The sequence below is a fragment of the Natronomonas sp. CBA1123 genome (assembly GCF_009741925.1).
Lineage (GTDB): Archaea > Halobacteriota > Halobacteria > Halobacteriales > Haloarculaceae > Natronomonas.
Genome location: NZ_WPCC01000004.1, coordinates 93,536 through 108,614 on the forward strand (window position 1 = coordinate 93,536; position 15,079 = coordinate 108,614).

At 65.1% G+C, this 15,079-nt stretch carries 13 protein-coding genes and 1 pseudogene; 8 read left to right on the forward strand and 6 right to left on the reverse strand.

The annotated features are described in order from the left end of the window. Window positions 1-29: 29 nt before the first annotated feature. Window positions 30-1,708: pseudogene (thsA, locus tag GJ631_RS03655) on the forward strand (thermosome subunit alpha). A gap of 309 nt (window positions 1,709-2,017) precedes the next feature. Here thsA and GJ631_RS03660 read toward each other — a convergent pair. From GJ631_RS03660 to GJ631_RS03670, 3 genes are read right to left on the reverse strand one after another with little or no spacing between them, the layout of a single operon-like run. Next, on the reverse strand, window positions 2,018-3,262 hold the full coding sequence (locus GJ631_RS03660; protein WP_156707842.1) for a hemolysin family protein: 1,245 nt from the start codon (window positions 3,260-3,262) through the stop codon (window positions 2,018-2,020). Window positions 3,263-3,304: 42 nt separating this feature from the next. Further along, window positions 3,305-4,402 carry a DUF2157 domain-containing protein gene (locus tag GJ631_RS03665; protein WP_156707843.1) on the reverse strand — a complete coding sequence of 366 codons (1,098 nt, stop codon included), beginning with the start codon at window positions 4,400-4,402 and terminating at the stop codon, window positions 3,305-3,307. A gap of 41 nt (window positions 4,403-4,443) precedes the next feature. Continuing rightward, window positions 4,444-4,977 carry a CDP-2,3-bis-(O-geranylgeranyl)-sn-glycerol synthase gene (locus tag GJ631_RS03670; RefSeq protein ID WP_156707844.1) on the reverse strand — a complete coding sequence of 178 codons (534 nt, stop codon included), beginning with the start codon at window positions 4,975-4,977 and terminating at the stop codon, window positions 4,444-4,446. Between the two features lie 87 nt (window positions 4,978-5,064). Here GJ631_RS03670 and GJ631_RS03675 point away from each other — a divergent pair, with 87 nt between their 5' ends. Continuing rightward, window positions 5,065-5,901: a proline dehydrogenase family protein gene (locus tag GJ631_RS03675; RefSeq protein ID WP_156707845.1), complete on the forward strand. Its 837-nt coding sequence runs from the start codon at window positions 5,065-5,067 to the stop codon at window positions 5,899-5,901. Here the strand turns inward: GJ631_RS03675 and GJ631_RS03680 are convergent, their stop codons facing one another. Then, window positions 5,902-6,540, reverse strand: coding sequence for a DUF502 domain-containing protein (locus GJ631_RS03680; RefSeq protein ID WP_156707846.1), 639 nt, complete (start codon window positions 6,538-6,540; stop codon window positions 5,902-5,904). Window positions 6,541-6,789: 249 nt separating this feature from the next. Continuing rightward, window positions 6,790-7,383, reverse strand: coding sequence for a conditioned medium-induced protein 4 (locus GJ631_RS03685; protein WP_156707847.1), 594 nt, complete (start codon window positions 7,381-7,383; stop codon window positions 6,790-6,792). Between the two features lie 96 nt (window positions 7,384-7,479). On the opposite strand from GJ631_RS03685, the gene GJ631_RS03690 reads away from it, so the two are divergent. From GJ631_RS03690 to GJ631_RS03710, 5 genes are all read left to right on the forward strand, one after another. Beyond that, complete coding sequence (locus GJ631_RS03690) at window positions 7,480-8,067, forward strand: biotin transporter BioY (RefSeq protein WP_156707848.1); 588 nt, start codon at window positions 7,480-7,482, stop codon at window positions 8,065-8,067. Beyond that, the gene (locus tag GJ631_RS03695; RefSeq protein WP_156707849.1) at window positions 8,064-8,762 is read left to right on the forward strand and encodes an energy-coupling factor ABC transporter ATP-binding protein; all 699 of its coding nucleotides are present in this window, start codon (window positions 8,064-8,066) and stop codon (window positions 8,760-8,762) included. The genes GJ631_RS03690 and GJ631_RS03695 overlap by 4 nt, the downstream gene beginning before the upstream one ends. Next, entirely contained in the window at window positions 8,756-9,469 is a 714-nt protein-coding gene (locus tag GJ631_RS03700) for an energy-coupling factor transporter transmembrane protein EcfT (protein WP_370518547.1), read from the forward strand. The genes GJ631_RS03695 and GJ631_RS03700 overlap by 7 nt, the downstream gene beginning before the upstream one ends. 99 nt (window positions 9,470-9,568) lie before the next feature. Continuing rightward, entirely contained in the window at window positions 9,569-11,740 is a 2,172-nt protein-coding gene (locus GJ631_RS03705) for a heterodisulfide reductase-related iron-sulfur binding cluster (RefSeq protein WP_156707880.1), read from the forward strand. An 83-nt stretch (window positions 11,741-11,823) separates the two neighbouring features. Then, entirely contained in the window at window positions 11,824-12,363 is a 540-nt protein-coding gene (locus tag GJ631_RS03710) for a hypothetical protein (RefSeq protein ID WP_156707850.1), read from the forward strand. A 14-nt stretch (window positions 12,364-12,377) separates the two neighbouring features. On the opposite strand, the gene GJ631_RS03715 is transcribed toward GJ631_RS03710, so the two are convergent. Continuing rightward, window positions 12,378-13,682 (reverse strand): hypothetical protein, encoded by a 1,305-nt coding sequence (locus GJ631_RS03715; RefSeq protein WP_156707851.1) that lies wholly within the window; start codon window positions 13,680-13,682, stop codon window positions 12,378-12,380. A gap of 154 nt (window positions 13,683-13,836) precedes the next feature. On the opposite strand from GJ631_RS03715, the gene GJ631_RS03720 reads away from it, so the two are divergent. Continuing rightward, window positions 13,837-15,069 carry a digeranylgeranylglycerophospholipid reductase gene (locus GJ631_RS03720; protein ID WP_156707852.1) on the forward strand — a complete coding sequence of 411 codons (1,233 nt, stop codon included), beginning with the start codon at window positions 13,837-13,839 and terminating at the stop codon, window positions 15,067-15,069. The last annotated feature ends 10 nt before the right edge of the window (window positions 15,070-15,079 follow it).

Here is a 15,079-nt window from a genome sequence, read left to right on the forward strand (position 1 = left end):
CAATCATTCGGACGACTATGGCACAACAGATGGGCAACCAGCCGATGATAGTTCTTTCCGAGGAGAGCCAGCGAACCTCCGGAAAGGACGCACAGTCGATGAACATCACCGCCGGGAAGGCGGTCGCCGAGTCGGTACGCACCACACTCGGCCCGAAAGGGATGGACAAGATGCTCGTCGACTCGACGGGCAACGTCGTCGTCACGAACGACGGCGTCACCATCCTCAAAGAGATGGACATCGAGCACCCGGCGGCCAACATGATCGTCGAAGTCGCCGAGACGCAGGAAGAGGAAGTCGGCGACGGTACGACCACGAGCGTCGTCATCGCCGGTGAACTCCTCTCGAAGGCCGAGGACCTGCTGGACCAGGACATCCACGCGACCATCCTCGCACAGGGGTACCGACAGGCCGCCGCCGAGGCCAAGGAAATCCTCGAGGACATCGCCATCGACGTCGACGCCGACGACAGCGAGGTTCTGGAGTCCATCGCCGCGACCGCGATGACCGGCAAGGGCGCCGAAGCCTCGAAGGACCTGTTGGCCGAACTCGTCGTCGACGCGGTGCAGGCCGTCGCCGACGGCGACGACATCGACACGGACAACATCAAAGTCGAGAAGGTCGTCGGCGGTGCCGTCGACGAGTCCGAACTCGTCGAGGGCGTCATCGTGGGCAAAGAGCGCGTCCACGACAACATGCCGTACTTCGCCGAGGACGCCAACATCGCGCTGCTGTCGACGCCCATCGAGGTCAAGGAGACCGAAATCGACGCCGAGGTCAACGTCACCGACCCCGACCAGCTCCAGCAGTTCCTCGACCAGGAGGAACAGCAACTCCGCCAGATGGTCGACCAGCTGAAGGAAGTCGGCGCCGACGTCGTCTTCTGTCAGAAGGGCATCGACGACATGGCCCAGCACTACCTCGCACAGGAGGGCATCATCGCCGTCCGCCGTGCGAAGAAGTCCGACATGAAGGCGCTGGCCCGCGCGACGGGCGGCCGTGTCATCTCCAACATCGACGACATCACCGAGGACGACCTCGGCTTCGCCGGCAGCGTCGCCCAGAAGGACATCGCTGGCGACGAGAAAATCTTCGTCGAGGACGTCGAGGAGGCCAAAGCGGTCACGCTCATCCTCCGCGGCGGCACCGAGCACGTCGTCGACGAGATCGAACGCGCCATCGAGGACTCCCTCGGTGTCGTCCGCACCACGCTGGAGGAGGGCAAGGTCCTCCCCGGCGGCGGTGCCCCCGAAATCGCGCTGGCCCTCGGCCTGCGTGACTACGCCGACTCCGTCGCGGCCGCGAGCAGCTCGCCGTCGAGGCCTTCGCAGACGCCGTCGACGTGATTCCGCGCACGCTCGCCGAGAACGCCGGCCTCGACCCCATCGACTCCCTCGTGGACCTCCGCAGCCAGCACGCCGACGGCGCCGACGCCGCCGGCCTCGACGCCTACACGGGCGAGGTCATCGACATGGAAGACGAGGGCGTCGTCGAGCCGCTCCGAGTCAAGACCCAGGCCATCGAGTCCGCCACCGAGGCGGCCGTGATGATTCTCCGAATCGACGACGTCATCGCCGCGGGCGACCTCAAGGGTGGCTCCAGCGACGACGGCGACGACGACGAGATGCCCGGCGGCCCCGGCGGCGGCATGGGCGGCGGCATGGGCGGCATGGGCGGTATGGGCGGCGGCATGGGCGGCATGATGTAAACCCACTTTTTGCACTTCCCTCGCGGCCCTCCGGGCCGCTCGGTCAGCGTGGCGGCTTCGCCGCCACGGTATAAGGTCGCGGGCTCTGCCCGCGACCCAGGCAAAAACTTGGGGAAAAATAGCGAGGCGGCGAAGCCGCCTCGGACTGTTGAACGGTGCCTCCGGCGCCGTGAAACATAGCGACTCGTTCCCTCCGGTCACTCGTCGCTACCCGAACTCGGCCTTCGGCCTCGTTCGGGAGAACCGCGCGCCTTCGGCGCGCGGATGCCCAAGAGCCCATCCGCACCGCCTTCCGAACGCTTCTTCCTTTTATTTCCCGTCCAGCGACGCCTCCGGCTCGTGTTCGACGTGGACGCGTCGAACGCGGTTGTCATCGACGCTCCGAACCGTGAGTCGGGCGTCGGCTACGTCGAGTACGTCGCCCGGTTCCGCCGGCCGGCCCAACCGCTCGGCGAGTAGGCCGGCGACCGTCTCGCCGGCTTCCGGTAAGTGCGTCCCGATTTCGCCGTTGATAGCCTCGGTCGAGGCCGTCCCGCGGACGGTCGCTGTCGTCGGCGAAAGTCGGACGACCGCCGCCTCTTCACCGATGTCGAATATCTCGCCGACGATTTCCTCGACGATGTCCTCGACGGTGAGAAGGCCTTCGACGGAACCGAACTCGTCGTAGACGATGGCTAACTCGGTTCGACTCGCCTGCAGTTCGGCCAACACCTCGTCGATTTCCCGCCCTTCGAAGACGTGGAGTGCGGGGTTGGTCAGCGACTGAAGCGAGGCGTCGGCCGGCGCGTCGACGAGGTCACGGATGTCGACGTAGCCGAGAACGCGGTCGAAGTCGCCCTCGTACACCGGGAGGCGAGTGACCCGCTCCGAGCGACACGCGTCGATGGCGTCTTCGACGCTCGTGGCGGCGTCGACGGCGACAACGTCGACCCGTGGGACCATCACGTTCCCGACGGTCGTCGTGTTGAACCGGAAGATTCGCTCTATCATCGCCTGTTCGTCGACCCCGACGATGCCGAGTCGCTCGGCGGTTTCGACTAACGCGACGATTTCCTCGCGGGTGACGTAGGGCCGTTCGATGTCGCGGCCGCCGCCGGTGACGCGGTTGATGGCGTCGGTAATCGACTCGAAGACCACCACGACTGGGTACAGCGCCGTCTGAACCACCTTGACCGGGCGAGCGACGCGGAGCGCGACGGATTCGGGGTTCCCGACGCCGTAGGATTTCGGGACGATTTCGCCGAAGACGAGGACGACCGTACTGGCGAACAGCGTCGCGAGGACGACGCCGAGGCCGCCAGGGAAGCGGTCGACGAACAGCGCCGTCGTCAGCGAGGCGATGGCCACGTTGACGACGTTGTTGCCGACGAGAATCGTGACGAGCAGTCTGTGGGGGTCCTCCCTGAGCGCGACCAGCACGTCGCCGCCCGGTTCCGTCGCGAGCGTTCCGAGTCGGTGTTCCTCAAGTGAGAACAACGAGATTTCGCTCGACGAAAAGAAGGCACTCACTGCGACGAGACCGACGATTGCGAGGAGTCCCGCGGCCAAGAACATACCACACGGTGCGTGCCCGTCCACATAAGCCCCGCCGCCGGTCTAGATTCTGGACAGCAGCGAGCGCCGGCCCCGCTCTAAGGCGACGCCGGCGGCCAAAAGCAGCAGGCCGGCGACGACGAGCGCGACCGACCCCGACAGCGCGTCGACGACCGTCGCCTCGACGAACGACAGCGACTGCAACAGCGCCCCGATTACGGCGAGGTCGATGTAGGCCCGCGAGCGGCGGCGATACCCGAGATAGCCGGTCGTGGCGAGGCCGGCTACCGCAGCGGCGTGTACCCCGAGGAAGGCGACCAACCCGGGGACGGTGTCGGGGGCCGCAGTCGCCAGCGCCGTCACGACAGCGAGGGCGACGACGGCGAAGCCGGCCCAGCCGCCGGCGTCCCGGTTGCCGGCGGCAAACAGCCACCCGACGCCGAGGAGTGCACCGACGGCTGTGCCGCCAACGACCGCTGGCGGGCCGAAGGCGTACAGTTCGAACTGCCCTTCGAGGGTGGTCATCACGACCAGCGTTCCGAGAGCGAAGGCGACGCCGCCGACGCGGTAGGTCCACTGGACCGCCCCCTCGCGTGTGTGACCGAGTGCGAACAGCGCGACGCCGAGCAATCCGACCGCAGGCGCGGGGTCGTCCGGCGACGACAGCGTGAGCACCAACGCGAGAACGACGGCGAGGCCGATGCCCGCGGCGACCCGGGACCCCAGCGCGTGGGCGGTCGGCAGGATGGCGACGGTCCACCCGAACAGCAACCACTCCGACCCAATACCGAGGATCAACAGGTCGTCGAAGAGGAACAGCGACGGCCCGACCAACACAGCCCCGAGGACACAGAGTGCTTGGCCGATTCGCGGGACCGACCGGTCGTAGGCGACGATACCCGACACGTACGCAAGCGCCGGCCCGGCGACGAGAACCGCCATCCGCGCCGCACGCGGCAGGTCCTCCCAGTTCGTCGCGAGAAACAGGACGACACCGGCGAACACGAGGGCGGCGCCGACGAGCGACAGTGCGACGACGACCCGCGAGCGTCCGGCCGATTCGTCCTCGTAGCGGGCCAGTATCGCCTCGGCCTGGGATTCGTCGATGATTCCTTCCCGGACCCACTCGTCGACTTCTTCCTGGAGGGCGTCAGGGTCCATGTGGTTGATTCACACGACCGACGGTGATAAATCCGGGGTGATTACCACGGTTCGTCCTTCAGGCCGAACGCGTAGGCGATGGCGTTCGTGCCGACGTGGAGGATGGGCGTGAGTACGATGACGGCGACGATGACCGGGAGGGTGAACGTCTCGCGGAACCAGCCAAACGAGAGGATGGCGGTCAACAGCAGGGCGACCACGACGAAGTCGAGTTGGTCGACGACGGGGAAGACGGCGCCGCGTTCCCGGCCGGTCCGGCGCTTGGCGAAGGAGGCAAGGATGTCACCGAGCATCGCGCCGAAGGCGAGGCCGAAGGCAGCGAGGAGGGGGAACACGGGGAGGCCGAGGCTGGCGACGCCGTTCAGCGCGTTGAGCAGGAGTGCGACGACGATACCCGCGGCAGTCCCGAAGGCGGTCCCGCGCCACGTCTTCCCGTCGCCGAGAATCCGTTTGCCGTCGTCGAGTCGACGGCCGCCGTCGATGGGCCGTCCCCCGCCGGCCAACACGGCGACGTTGTTCGGGATGTAGGCGGGCAGCATCGCCCACACGGCGACGACGAGAGTCTCGACTACCATATCCGGCCTCCACTCGGCACGAGTATAAGACCGGGGGATTCCGCTCGCGGGGGTACCCTCTTGAGGCGGGCGGGAGTACTCGAACGTATGCTACCGCCAATCGCCCGGCGGTTCGTCGCCGGCGAGTCGCCCGCGACCGCGATGGACCACGCGCGCCGACTCAACGACGACGGAATCGGCGCGATACTCAACCTGCTGGGGGAACACTACGACACGCGGCCGCCCGCCGACGCCGACACCGACGCCTACTGCCAACTGCTCGGGGAACTCGGCGATAGCGACCTCGACGCCTGTATCTCGGTGAAACCCTCCCAACTCGGCCTCGACATCCATTCCGGCATCTTCCGTGAGAATCTCGAGCGCATCGTCGAAGCGGCCGCCGCCGCCAACGCCTTCGTCTGGATGGACATGGAGGACCACACGACTACCGACGCGACGCTCGAGGCCTTCGTCGCACAGGCCGAAACGTATCCGCGTATGGGACTGTGTCTGCAGGCGAACCTCAAGCGGACGGCCGCCGATATCGAGCGTCTCGCCGACGTACCGGGGAAGATACGGCTGGTGAAAGGCGCCTACGACGAACCGCCGGAAATCGCCTACACGGACAAACCGCGAGTGAACGAGGCCTATCGGGAGTACCTCGAGTTGGCGTTCCAGGAGTTCGACCGCGGCGTCGCCGTCGGGAGCCACGACCCCGAGATGATAGCCCACGCCGCCGACCTCCACGCGGAGTACGGCACGCCGTATGAGGTCCAGATGCTGATGGGCGTCCGCGAGGACGCCCAACGAGAGTTGGCCGCAGAGGGCGTCACCGTCTACCAGTACGCTCCCTACGGCGACCGCTGGCTGTCGTACTTCTATCGGCGGCTGATGGAGCGCAAGGAGAACGCGCTGTTCGCGTTGCGGGCGATTCTCACCGGCTAATCAGTCGTCGGCGGCCTCGTCGTCGGCCCGAGGGGCCGGCGACTCCTCGGTCACGTCGATTTGGATGCTCTGCTCTCGGTTCTCGCCGAAGCCGGCGCTGAGGATGCGCGTCAGGGCGTCTTCGACCTTCTCGTCGACCTCCTCGTAGCGGTCCGGTTCGACCTCGACGACGAACCCCGTCGTGATGTTCGGTGCGGTCGGCAGAAACAGCACGTCCTTGCCGTCGTCGGTCGTCTTGCCGGTTTTGAAGGCGGTCATCCGCATCCCGTTCCACGTTTCGAGCTTCACCGGCGTCTGGAGGTCCTCGGGGCCGGAGACGGCGGTTTCGACGGCCATCTTCGAGGCGTTGTACACGACCCGCAGCCCCGGCAGGCGGTTCATCACGTTGTCGAGTGACTGTTCGAGGAGGTCGCCGACGGTCGTTCGCATCAGATAGCCGACCGAGAGAACCAACAGCGCGAACAGCACCAGCGTGACGATAACGCGGACCACGACGGGCTGGTTCGCGAGCGCTTGCTCCAACAGCGGCAGATTGGCTATCGATTGGTAGATGAAGGCGACGACGTACGCCGTCACGAGCAACGGCACCAGTACGATGAGCCCGCTCGCGATGTCACGCTTCCACGAGGGCGGCAGCATTCGTCTCAACATTTCCCCGACGCGTATTCAGCGCTTCGACCTGACGACGCAGGCGTGGCGACTATCCGACGCTCCCGCGGGCTTCGAGCATCGACGCCGCCCGTTCGGCCCATCCGCTGTAGTGAAAACTCTCGGCGACGAACCGTTCGCACATTGGACGGCCTTCGCCGGGGCGGCGTTTCTATCTTCGTCTCACGGAAAGCCGACGGACCGACTCCGTCGCGAGCATCGTGTCGGTGAGGGCTGTCCTCAGAACTGTACGTTGGTCTCCATGCCCTCGGTCGCCTCTTCGAGGCCGTCGTCCTGTACGTCGGTCGTGAGCTGTTGGCTCAGGTCCGCCGTGGCGACGAGGTCCTCGAACTCGCTGCGGAACCGGCCGCTGACGCGTCGATGTTCGTCCTGTGCTTCCACGACGTGCCGATACCGCCGGACTGTCGACTCGGAGACGCCGAGTGTCTCGGCGATGTCGCCCGTCGTTCGGTCCTCGGCGAGGAGTTCGCGGAACCGCTCGAAGTCGAACGGCGCGTCGGTGTCGTCCTCCCGGAGGAGGTGTAAATCGAGGCGGGCACGGACCACTGTCCGCTGGTCTACATCCAGCACCTCAGCGATGTCCCCATCGGAGTCCCCGGCGTAGAACCGCTCTATGACCGCCACGAGCGCCTCGTCGTCCAGCGACGTGTCGAACCCACAGACTTCCCGCATCTCGGCGACGATGGCGGCGAGGCCCTCGGTTGACGTCTCGCCGGTGAGCGAGCCACGGGACTCGGACTGCCGCTCGGTGACGGTGTCCTCGTCGGCAATATCGACGAAGATATCCCGTAGCTCCTCGGTTTTTTCGTCCATCTCGACTACGTATTAAGCGGGGCTGTGCACATAAGCCTGTTCCCGAACGCGCCGTCGACCGATACACAAAAGAGGGTTGACGAACTCGCAGGGAGTATGGCTAACACATCGACAACCGATGTCGACCTCGTCGGCTCGGAGATGACGCTGAACGTCGCCCGCGTCGCCCTGTTCGCGGCGTTGATGGGCGCATTCGCCTACGTTTCCTTCCCGAATCCGCTGGTTCCGAGTGTTCCGGTGACGCTGCAGGTACTCGGCGTCTTCCTCGCCGCCATCTTCCTCGGACCCGTGTGGGGGGGCGCGGCGATGGTCGTCTACCTGCTCGCGGGCGCGCTGGGCGTGCCGGTGTTCTCCAGTGGGTCCGCCGGGTTGGGTTCGTTCTTCGGTGCGACCGGCGGGTATCTGGTGTCGTACCCCTTCGCTGCCTTCCTCGTCGGGGCCGTCATCCACGGCGGTTTCGAACCGGATGCTCCGAAATCCGTCTCGGTCGGCCGTCTCATCGTCGGGATGGCACTCGCGGTCCCGGTCGTCTACGCCTTCGGCATCCCCGTCTACTGGTACTACCTCGACGTGACGTGGACGACGGCCATCGTCAACGCCGGACTGCTGTTCCTCCCGGCCGAGGCCGTAAAAATCGCTGCCGCCGTCGGCATCGTCCACAGCGACCGCCTCAACACCGCATGATTCGGACTGAGGGTCTCGTTCACCGCTACGGGGAGACGACGGCCCTCGACGGCGTGTCGCTGACCGTCGACGACGGCGAGTTCCTCGTCCTCGCGGGCGCCAACGGTTCCGGAAAGACCACGCTGGTCCGACACTTCAACGGCCTGTTGGAACCGGACGACGGCGAGGTGTTCGTCAACGGTCGACCGGTCGACGAGGACCTCGTCGCCGCCCGGACGGCCGTCGGCATGGTGTTTCAGAATCCCCGGGACTGTTTCGTCGCCGCCACCGTCGGCGCGGACGTGGCCTTCGGCCCCGAGAACCTCGGTCTTTCGCGGTCGGATATCGACGAGCGGGTCGAGACTGCTCTCTCGGCGGTCGACATGGCCGACCGGGCCGACGAGCGCCTCGACCGCCTCTCCGGGGGCGAACAGGCCCGCGTCGCCATCGCTGGGGCGCTGGCGATGAACCCCGACCACCTCGTGTTGGACGAACCGTTCGCGGGGCTGGACTGGCCGGCACGACGGGCCGTCCTCGAACACCTCGATTCGCTCTCGGCGGCGGGGACGAGCATCGTCGTCGTCACCCACGACCTTCGGGACGTACTCGGGCGGGCCGACCGTGTCGTCGCGCTCTCGTCGGGGACCGTCGCCTTGGATGCCGACCCGGAGACGGCCCGTGACCGACTCGCCCAATTCGACGTGCGACCGTGCTGAGTTACGAACCCGGCGACTCGCTCGCCCACCGTCTCGACCCGCGCTCGAAACTCGCCGTCCAAATCGGCTTCGTCGCGGTCGCCTTCGCCTACACGACGCCTCGCGGTCTGGCCGTGCTGACTGCCGTGACGGTCGGCATGCTCGCCGTCGCCGCGACGCCGCCGTGGACCGCCCTCGCGGAGTTGAAGTACGTCCTCCCGCTGTTGGCGGCCGCGCCGGCCGTCGAGGCGCTGACGCTTGGGTCCCCGTGGGTCGTCGTCGCCGACGCAGTCGCGCCGGCACTCGCGGCCTACCGTATCCTGTTGGTGTTGGCCGTCAGCGCCGCCTACGTCCGGACGACGCCCGTTCGGGAGTCTCGCGCGGTCGTCCAGCGACACGTCCCCGGCCGAACCGGACAGTTCCTCGGGATGAGCGTCGCCTTCGTCTTCCGGTTCTTGCCCGTCCTGCAGGCCGACCTCGCCCGGATTCGCGACGCCCAGCGTGCGCGTCTCGGGACCGAACGCCCCGTCCACGAGCGCATCGCGTCGGTGTTGCTGTCGGCGCTCGACGGCGCCTTCGACCGCTCCGAGCGGTTCGCCGACGCTCTGCAAGCCCGCTGTTTCGCGTGGAACCCGACACTGCCCGCGCTTCGGTTCACGTGGCTCGACGGGCCGGCGCTCGTCGTCGCCGGTGGCTTCCTTCTCGCCGCCGTCGTGACAGTCGTCTGAACGGCCGATGGAAAGCCAAATTTTGCCACAACAGCGCCCTACGGCGGTTCCGTGTAACAAAACTTAAGCGGATACGCCCCTGCCTATTGCCGTATGTCCATGGCGCTTCAGGCGGGAAGTGAGGTCACACGGGAGACCTACTGGCTCATCGGTCCGGTCCAGAAGGCGGTCTTCTACTTCCTCGCCACGTTGACGGTACTCGTCCTCGCCATCGGCGTCTATCAGCGCTTCGCGCGATACGCCGAAGGCACCGAGGACTGGTTCGACCGGCTCGACGACCTGCCCGGACGGGTCGTCAGCGCGGCGAAAATCGTCGCATCGAACGAGAAACAGTTCAACCGCGATTTGGTCGGCGGCCTCATGCACGCCTTCATCCTCTGGGGCTTTCTGACGCTGCTCATCGCGACGACCATCCTCTTCATCGACATCGACTTCTACCGCATCGTCGTCGGTGATTCCTTCTTCGTCGGTGACTTCTATCTCTCCTACTCGCTCGTGACCGACGCGCTCGGTCTGCTGTTCGTCGTCGGCCTCGCCATCGCGCTGTGGCGGCGCTACGTCACCCGAAACGACCGCCTGTGGGGCAAACACACCAACTGGGAGGACGCCTTCCTCGTGTGGTCGCTGTTCCTCATCGGCGTCGGCGGGTTCCTGCTCGAGGGGCTCCGCATCCTCGGAAACGGTTTCCCCGCCCACGAGACGGTGAGTTTCGTCGGCTGGGCGACGGCGCTGGGCCTGCAGGGCATCGGGATGGACGCGGCGATGGTCCGGACCGTCTACCCCGTCGCGTGGTGGTCCCACACCCTCCTCGCGTTCGTCTTCCTCGCGGCGATTCCGTACGCCAAACCGTTCCACATGATTTCGTCGTTCGCCAACATCGTCGCCCGCGACGAGAAGGCCGGCGCGCGACTGCCGGGCGTGCCCTCGGACCTCGATGCGACCAACGCCGAGTCCATGGACGACTTCACGTGGAAGGAGATGCTCGACCAGGACGCCTGTACGAAGTGCGGTCGCTGTTCGTCCGTCTGTCCGGCTAAAGCCTCCGGCCGGCCGCTGGACCCCCGCGACGTGATTCTCGACCTCAAGGAGTATCGGGAGTCGCTGGACGCCGGCGGCGACACCGAGGAAATCATCGCCGACGGCGGCGTCATCGACACCGAGACGATGGAGTCCTGTATGGCCTGTATGGCCTGCATGGACGCCTGTCCGGTCGAAATCGAGCACCTCAAGTCCTTCACCCGGCTGAACCGCCAACTCGTCGACCAGGGCGACGTTCGCCCCCAGATTCAGGACGTCTTCCAGAACGTGATGACGAAGGGCAACACCTTCGGCGACTCGCCCTCGGACCGCGGCGACTGGGCCGACGAACTCGACTTCGAGGTCACGGACGCCCGCGAGGAATCGGTCGACTACCTCTGGTACGTCGGCGACTATCCCTCCTACGACGAGCGCAACAAGAAAGTCGCTCGCTCGCTGGCGAAAATCTTCGAACACGCCGACGTGGACGTGGGTATCCTCTACGAGGACGAGGTGTACGACGGCAACGACATCCGCCGCATCGGCGAGGAGTTCCTCTTCGTCGAGCAGGCCGGCACGCTCGTCGACACCTTCCAGGAGTGCGATTACGACACCATCGTCTGTACGGACCCCCACTCCTACAACACGTTCAAAAACGAGTACCCCGAGGTCGACTTCGAGGAGTTCGCCGACGACCCGATGATGGAGTTCGCCATCGAAGGCTACTGGAACGCCGACGGCGACATCGACGTGTATCACTGGACCCAGGCCGTCGAGGAGCTGGTCGATTCGAACGTCCTCGGCCTCTCCGGAACCGAACTCGACTACACGGTCACCTATCACGACCCCTGTCACCTCGGCCGGTTCAACGACGAGTACGAGGCGCCGCGTGAACTCGTCCGTGCGACCGGGTGTGACCTCCACGAGATGCCGCGCAACCGCGAGAACTCCTTCTGCTGCGGTGGCGGCGGCGGCGGTCTCTGGATGGACCTCGAAGAGGAGACCAAACCCAGCGAGGAACGCCTCCGGGAGGCGCTGAACGACACCGAGGCCGGCGAGGCCATCGAGAAGTTCGTCGTCGCCTGCCCGATGTGTATGACGATGTACGAGGACGGTCGCAAGACCGGCGGCTTCGAGGACGACATCGAAATCGTCGACGTGGCGGAACTCATCGTCGAGGCCCTCGAATCGAGCGGCGCGACGATTTCGGCGTCGGCCGAGACGGGCACCGACGCCGCGCCCGCCGACGACTGACGGCGTCCCGTTTACTGCCGGTGGTTACTGGACGACAACCGTTCCAACAGATGTTTGATACTGTGGGGGGAACACGACTGTAGATGACTGACACCGGGTTCCCCGAGGGTGAGTTGGGGATTATCGTCATCGGTAGCCTGCTTCACAGGGACGAACTCGGTTACCTGTTCGATGGGCTCCCGGACCGCTCGGCGCGGGTACGACTCGACGGCTATCGACGGGTGTTCGATGCGGTTGCTGACCGTCGTGAAACGGTCGGGGACCGCCGTGCCGTACTCAATCTACATTCGGCCGACGCGTGGTGCAACGGCGTCTTGGTGACCGACCTCTCTCCACGTGAGTTCGGTATCTATGCCCGACGGGAAACCACCTACCGGTTCGAAATCGTCGATTCCGATGCTGTCACGTGCTACGAACACGAGTCGGTTGACCCCCCCGACGAAATCATCGTCGCCAGCGACGCACCCAGCCACGCCGACGTAAAGCCCATTCCGTCGTACGTCAAAACCTGCCTTTCGGGTGCTCGCCAGTGGGGCGAGACGTTCTACGACGAGTTCCTCGAGACAACCGCCGTCGCCTCCGGGGAATCCCTTCGGTCGTATCTCGACATCGACCGAAAATAATCGTCGGGAGCGTTCTATATCTCGCACTCCTGTCGCTTTTGATACAGGAGTACCCATATCAGGAGTATCGAAATCGCGAGAAACACGCCCACGACGACGACGTGTTGAAGCACCGAGATGGCTGGTTCGGTTACGTACGGGGAACTCACCGCGGAGACGTATCCGGATATTGTACTGAAAAACGGCTCGCCGGCGACGAGTGCGGCCAGGATGCCCAAAATGGATAGCGACACCTGCTTGCCCATCGTGTACTTCATATTTCGTCTAACTTTCACCAAATCCTCGATACACGCGTTCACCGCCTTCCGTTCCGTCGACGGCATGTAGATGTGGTTCGAGGAGTGGTTGCCGGTCAGGATGCCGCCATCGTCTTCATTCTCGGCGGCTTTCGACATCTCGTCACTCGTCGCGCTCTCGGCTTCGACATCGACGCTGTCCGGGAGATCGAGACACTTGACGTTGTGTTCCGTTCCGCCCCACTCGATGACGACGCGGTCGCCGCTGTCGATTCCAAGCAGGTTTCGGGTGTCCGGTTCGACCCGAACGATGCGCCGCTCTTCGTCGATATCCAACCCCGGGCGAACTTCGAGATTGATTCGGTTGTAGCCGACGAACAGTGCTCCAATCGAGTGCCACAACTGGTCGGTCAGCGTTCTGTCGGGCAAACTCGCCTCTACCGGGTCTCGGATTCCGAGTTCCTCACCCCATCCCTCTTTGCTCCGTTCGTCGACCGAAATGACGCCGAGGGAGTCGCGGTTCACGTTTCCGACGGCTATCGTTCCCCTTTCGAGCCGTCCCATCCCCTCTACGCGAAGGCTCGCCCGATTTCCGTTCATCGGATTGTACACCTCCACGGTGTCACCGTCGGTGAACTCCAGTTCCTCGAGTTCCCCCTTGTTTATGTAGCACGTCGACAGCCCCGTATCCTTCTCGACCGGGAGGCGGACGGGAACGAACAGTCGCGTCTCGTCACCGGGAGACCTTGCGGTCGAGTGCGGCCGAACGTCGACTTTTCTCGTTCCCGACGTTCGCTGTTCGAAGATTCGCTCTTGATACGACCCCTTCAGCAACCCCTCCGGCTTGTCGGGTGTCGGTTCGAACCCGTCGGCGAACGGGAGCAGGTACACCGTCTCCCCTTCGCCCCACTCCCGGCCGTTCGGCGTGACATCGACGTAGCTGTACGGTGCGACTCCCAACTCCTCGCGTATCAACTCCGAAGGGAGAATGAGCGCGTGCTGGAATTGGTCCTGATATCGGTGGAAATCGGATTGTTCGAAGTCCTCGATTTCGCCGACGGAAACGGTTACTGGTCCTGTCACTTCGCCCCCACCGAAGCCATTACCGAGTGTTCGGTTTCCTCCCCACTTATTTTTGACCCAACCTCGTGCGTGATAGCGGCCTTCGGTTCGGAAAACGCCCGCCGAATCCTCTCCATTCAGGAAAACTCATTACGGAAACGCGTGAGGAACCCGTATGCGCGAGCGCTTTGACGTGGTCATCGCCGGGGCGGGTCCGGCCGGCGGGCAGTGTGCACGCGACCTCGCCGCGAGAGGGTACGATGTCGTCGTGTTGGAGACGGAACCCGAAGACGAGTTCCCGCGTCAGAGCAACAAATCCACCGGCGGGACGTTCCCGTCGATGATGGCGTCGTTCGGAATCCCCGACGACGTGGTGATGCAGTTCACCGACGACGTGGTTATCGAATCGCCGAACGACCACTTCGCCCGCGAACGGCCGGGTGCCGTCCTCGATTTCGGCGCGTTCAAGGAGTTCCTCGTCGAGGACGGCCGACAGCGCGGCGCGGAGTACTACTTCGACGCCCGCGTGTCGAAACCCATCGTCGAAAACGGTGAGCCGGTCGGCGTGAAGTACAACGGCTCCGAGGAAGTGTACGGCGACGTGGTAATCGACGCGACGGGACCGGCCGCGCCGCTGGCGAAGGACCTCGGCGTCACCGACCTCTCTCGGCAGAACCACGCCATCGGCATCGAATACGAGTTCGAGGGCGTCGACCTCGACCACGAGGGGTACGCCGACCTGCATCGGTCGATGATGCTGCGGCTCGACCACGAGTACGCTCCCGGCGGCTACTCGTGGATTTTCCACACCGGCGGCGACACCGCGAAGGTCGGGCTCTGTTACATACGCAACGACAGCTACCAGCGCTACGCCGAGGTCGACCGCACCATCGACGGCTATCTCGACCACTGGCTCGACACCGACCCGCGCTTCGAGAGCGCCGAGCGCATCGAGGGCCGGCAACACCGCGGGTCGGCACACATCCAGCCGCCGACGAACCTCAGTACGGACAGCTTCATGGCCATCGGCGACACCGTCCCGACAATCGACCCGCTGTGGGGCGAGGGAATCAACAAGTGCATGCAGTCGGGGCGTGCGGCCGCAAAAACCGTCGACAGCTGTCTGACCCCGTCGAACCCCGACACCTCAGCCGACGCCATCTCGCTGTACGACGAGCTGTGGCACGACGAGGTGGCACCGGACATGGACTCGCGACTGCTGATGACGGAGATGCTGTATCTCGCCCCGAACGACCGCTACGACACCCTGCTGAGTGACCTCAACCGCCTCGACGACGAGACGCTCCAGCGAGCCAACGCCGGCGAGAAGCGGGCCATCCTCAAACTCCTCCACGCCAGCGACGTTCCGCTGCTCGCCCGACTGGCGAAACATCGACGCGGCCGGTAACCCGACGAGC

Coding starts and splice junctions, on each gene's coding strand:
- GJ631_RS03660 (WP_156707842.1), bottom strand. CDS start 3,262: ATGTTCTTGGCCGCGGGACTCCTCGCAATCGTCGGTCTCGTCGCAGTG.
- GJ631_RS03665 (WP_156707843.1), bottom strand. CDS start 4,402: ATGGACCCTGACGCCCTCCAGGAAGAAGTCGACGAGTGGGTCCGGGAA.
- GJ631_RS03670 (WP_156707844.1), bottom strand. CDS start 4,977: ATGGTAGTCGAGACTCTCGTCGTCGCCGTGTGGGCGATGCTGCCCGCC.
- GJ631_RS03675 (WP_156707845.1), top strand. CDS start 5,065: ATGCTACCGCCAATCGCCCGGCGGTTCGTCGCCGGCGAGTCGCCCGCG.
- GJ631_RS03680 (WP_156707846.1), bottom strand. CDS start 6,540: ATGCTGCCGCCCTCGTGGAAGCGTGACATCGCGAGCGGGCTCATCGTA.
- GJ631_RS03685 (WP_156707847.1), bottom strand. CDS start 7,383: ATGGACGAAAAAACCGAGGAGCTACGGGATATCTTCGTCGATATTGCC.
- GJ631_RS03690 (WP_156707848.1), top strand. CDS start 7,480: ATGGCTAACACATCGACAACCGATGTCGACCTCGTCGGCTCGGAGATG.
- GJ631_RS03695 (WP_156707849.1), top strand. CDS start 8,064: ATGATTCGGACTGAGGGTCTCGTTCACCGCTACGGGGAGACGACGGCC.
- GJ631_RS03705 (WP_156707880.1), top strand. CDS start 9,569: ATGGCGCTTCAGGCGGGAAGTGAGGTCACACGGGAGACCTACTGGCTC.
- GJ631_RS03710 (WP_156707850.1), top strand. CDS start 11,824: ATGACTGACACCGGGTTCCCCGAGGGTGAGTTGGGGATTATCGTCATC.
- GJ631_RS03720 (WP_156707852.1), top strand. CDS start 13,837: ATGCGCGAGCGCTTTGACGTGGTCATCGCCGGGGCGGGTCCGGCCGGC.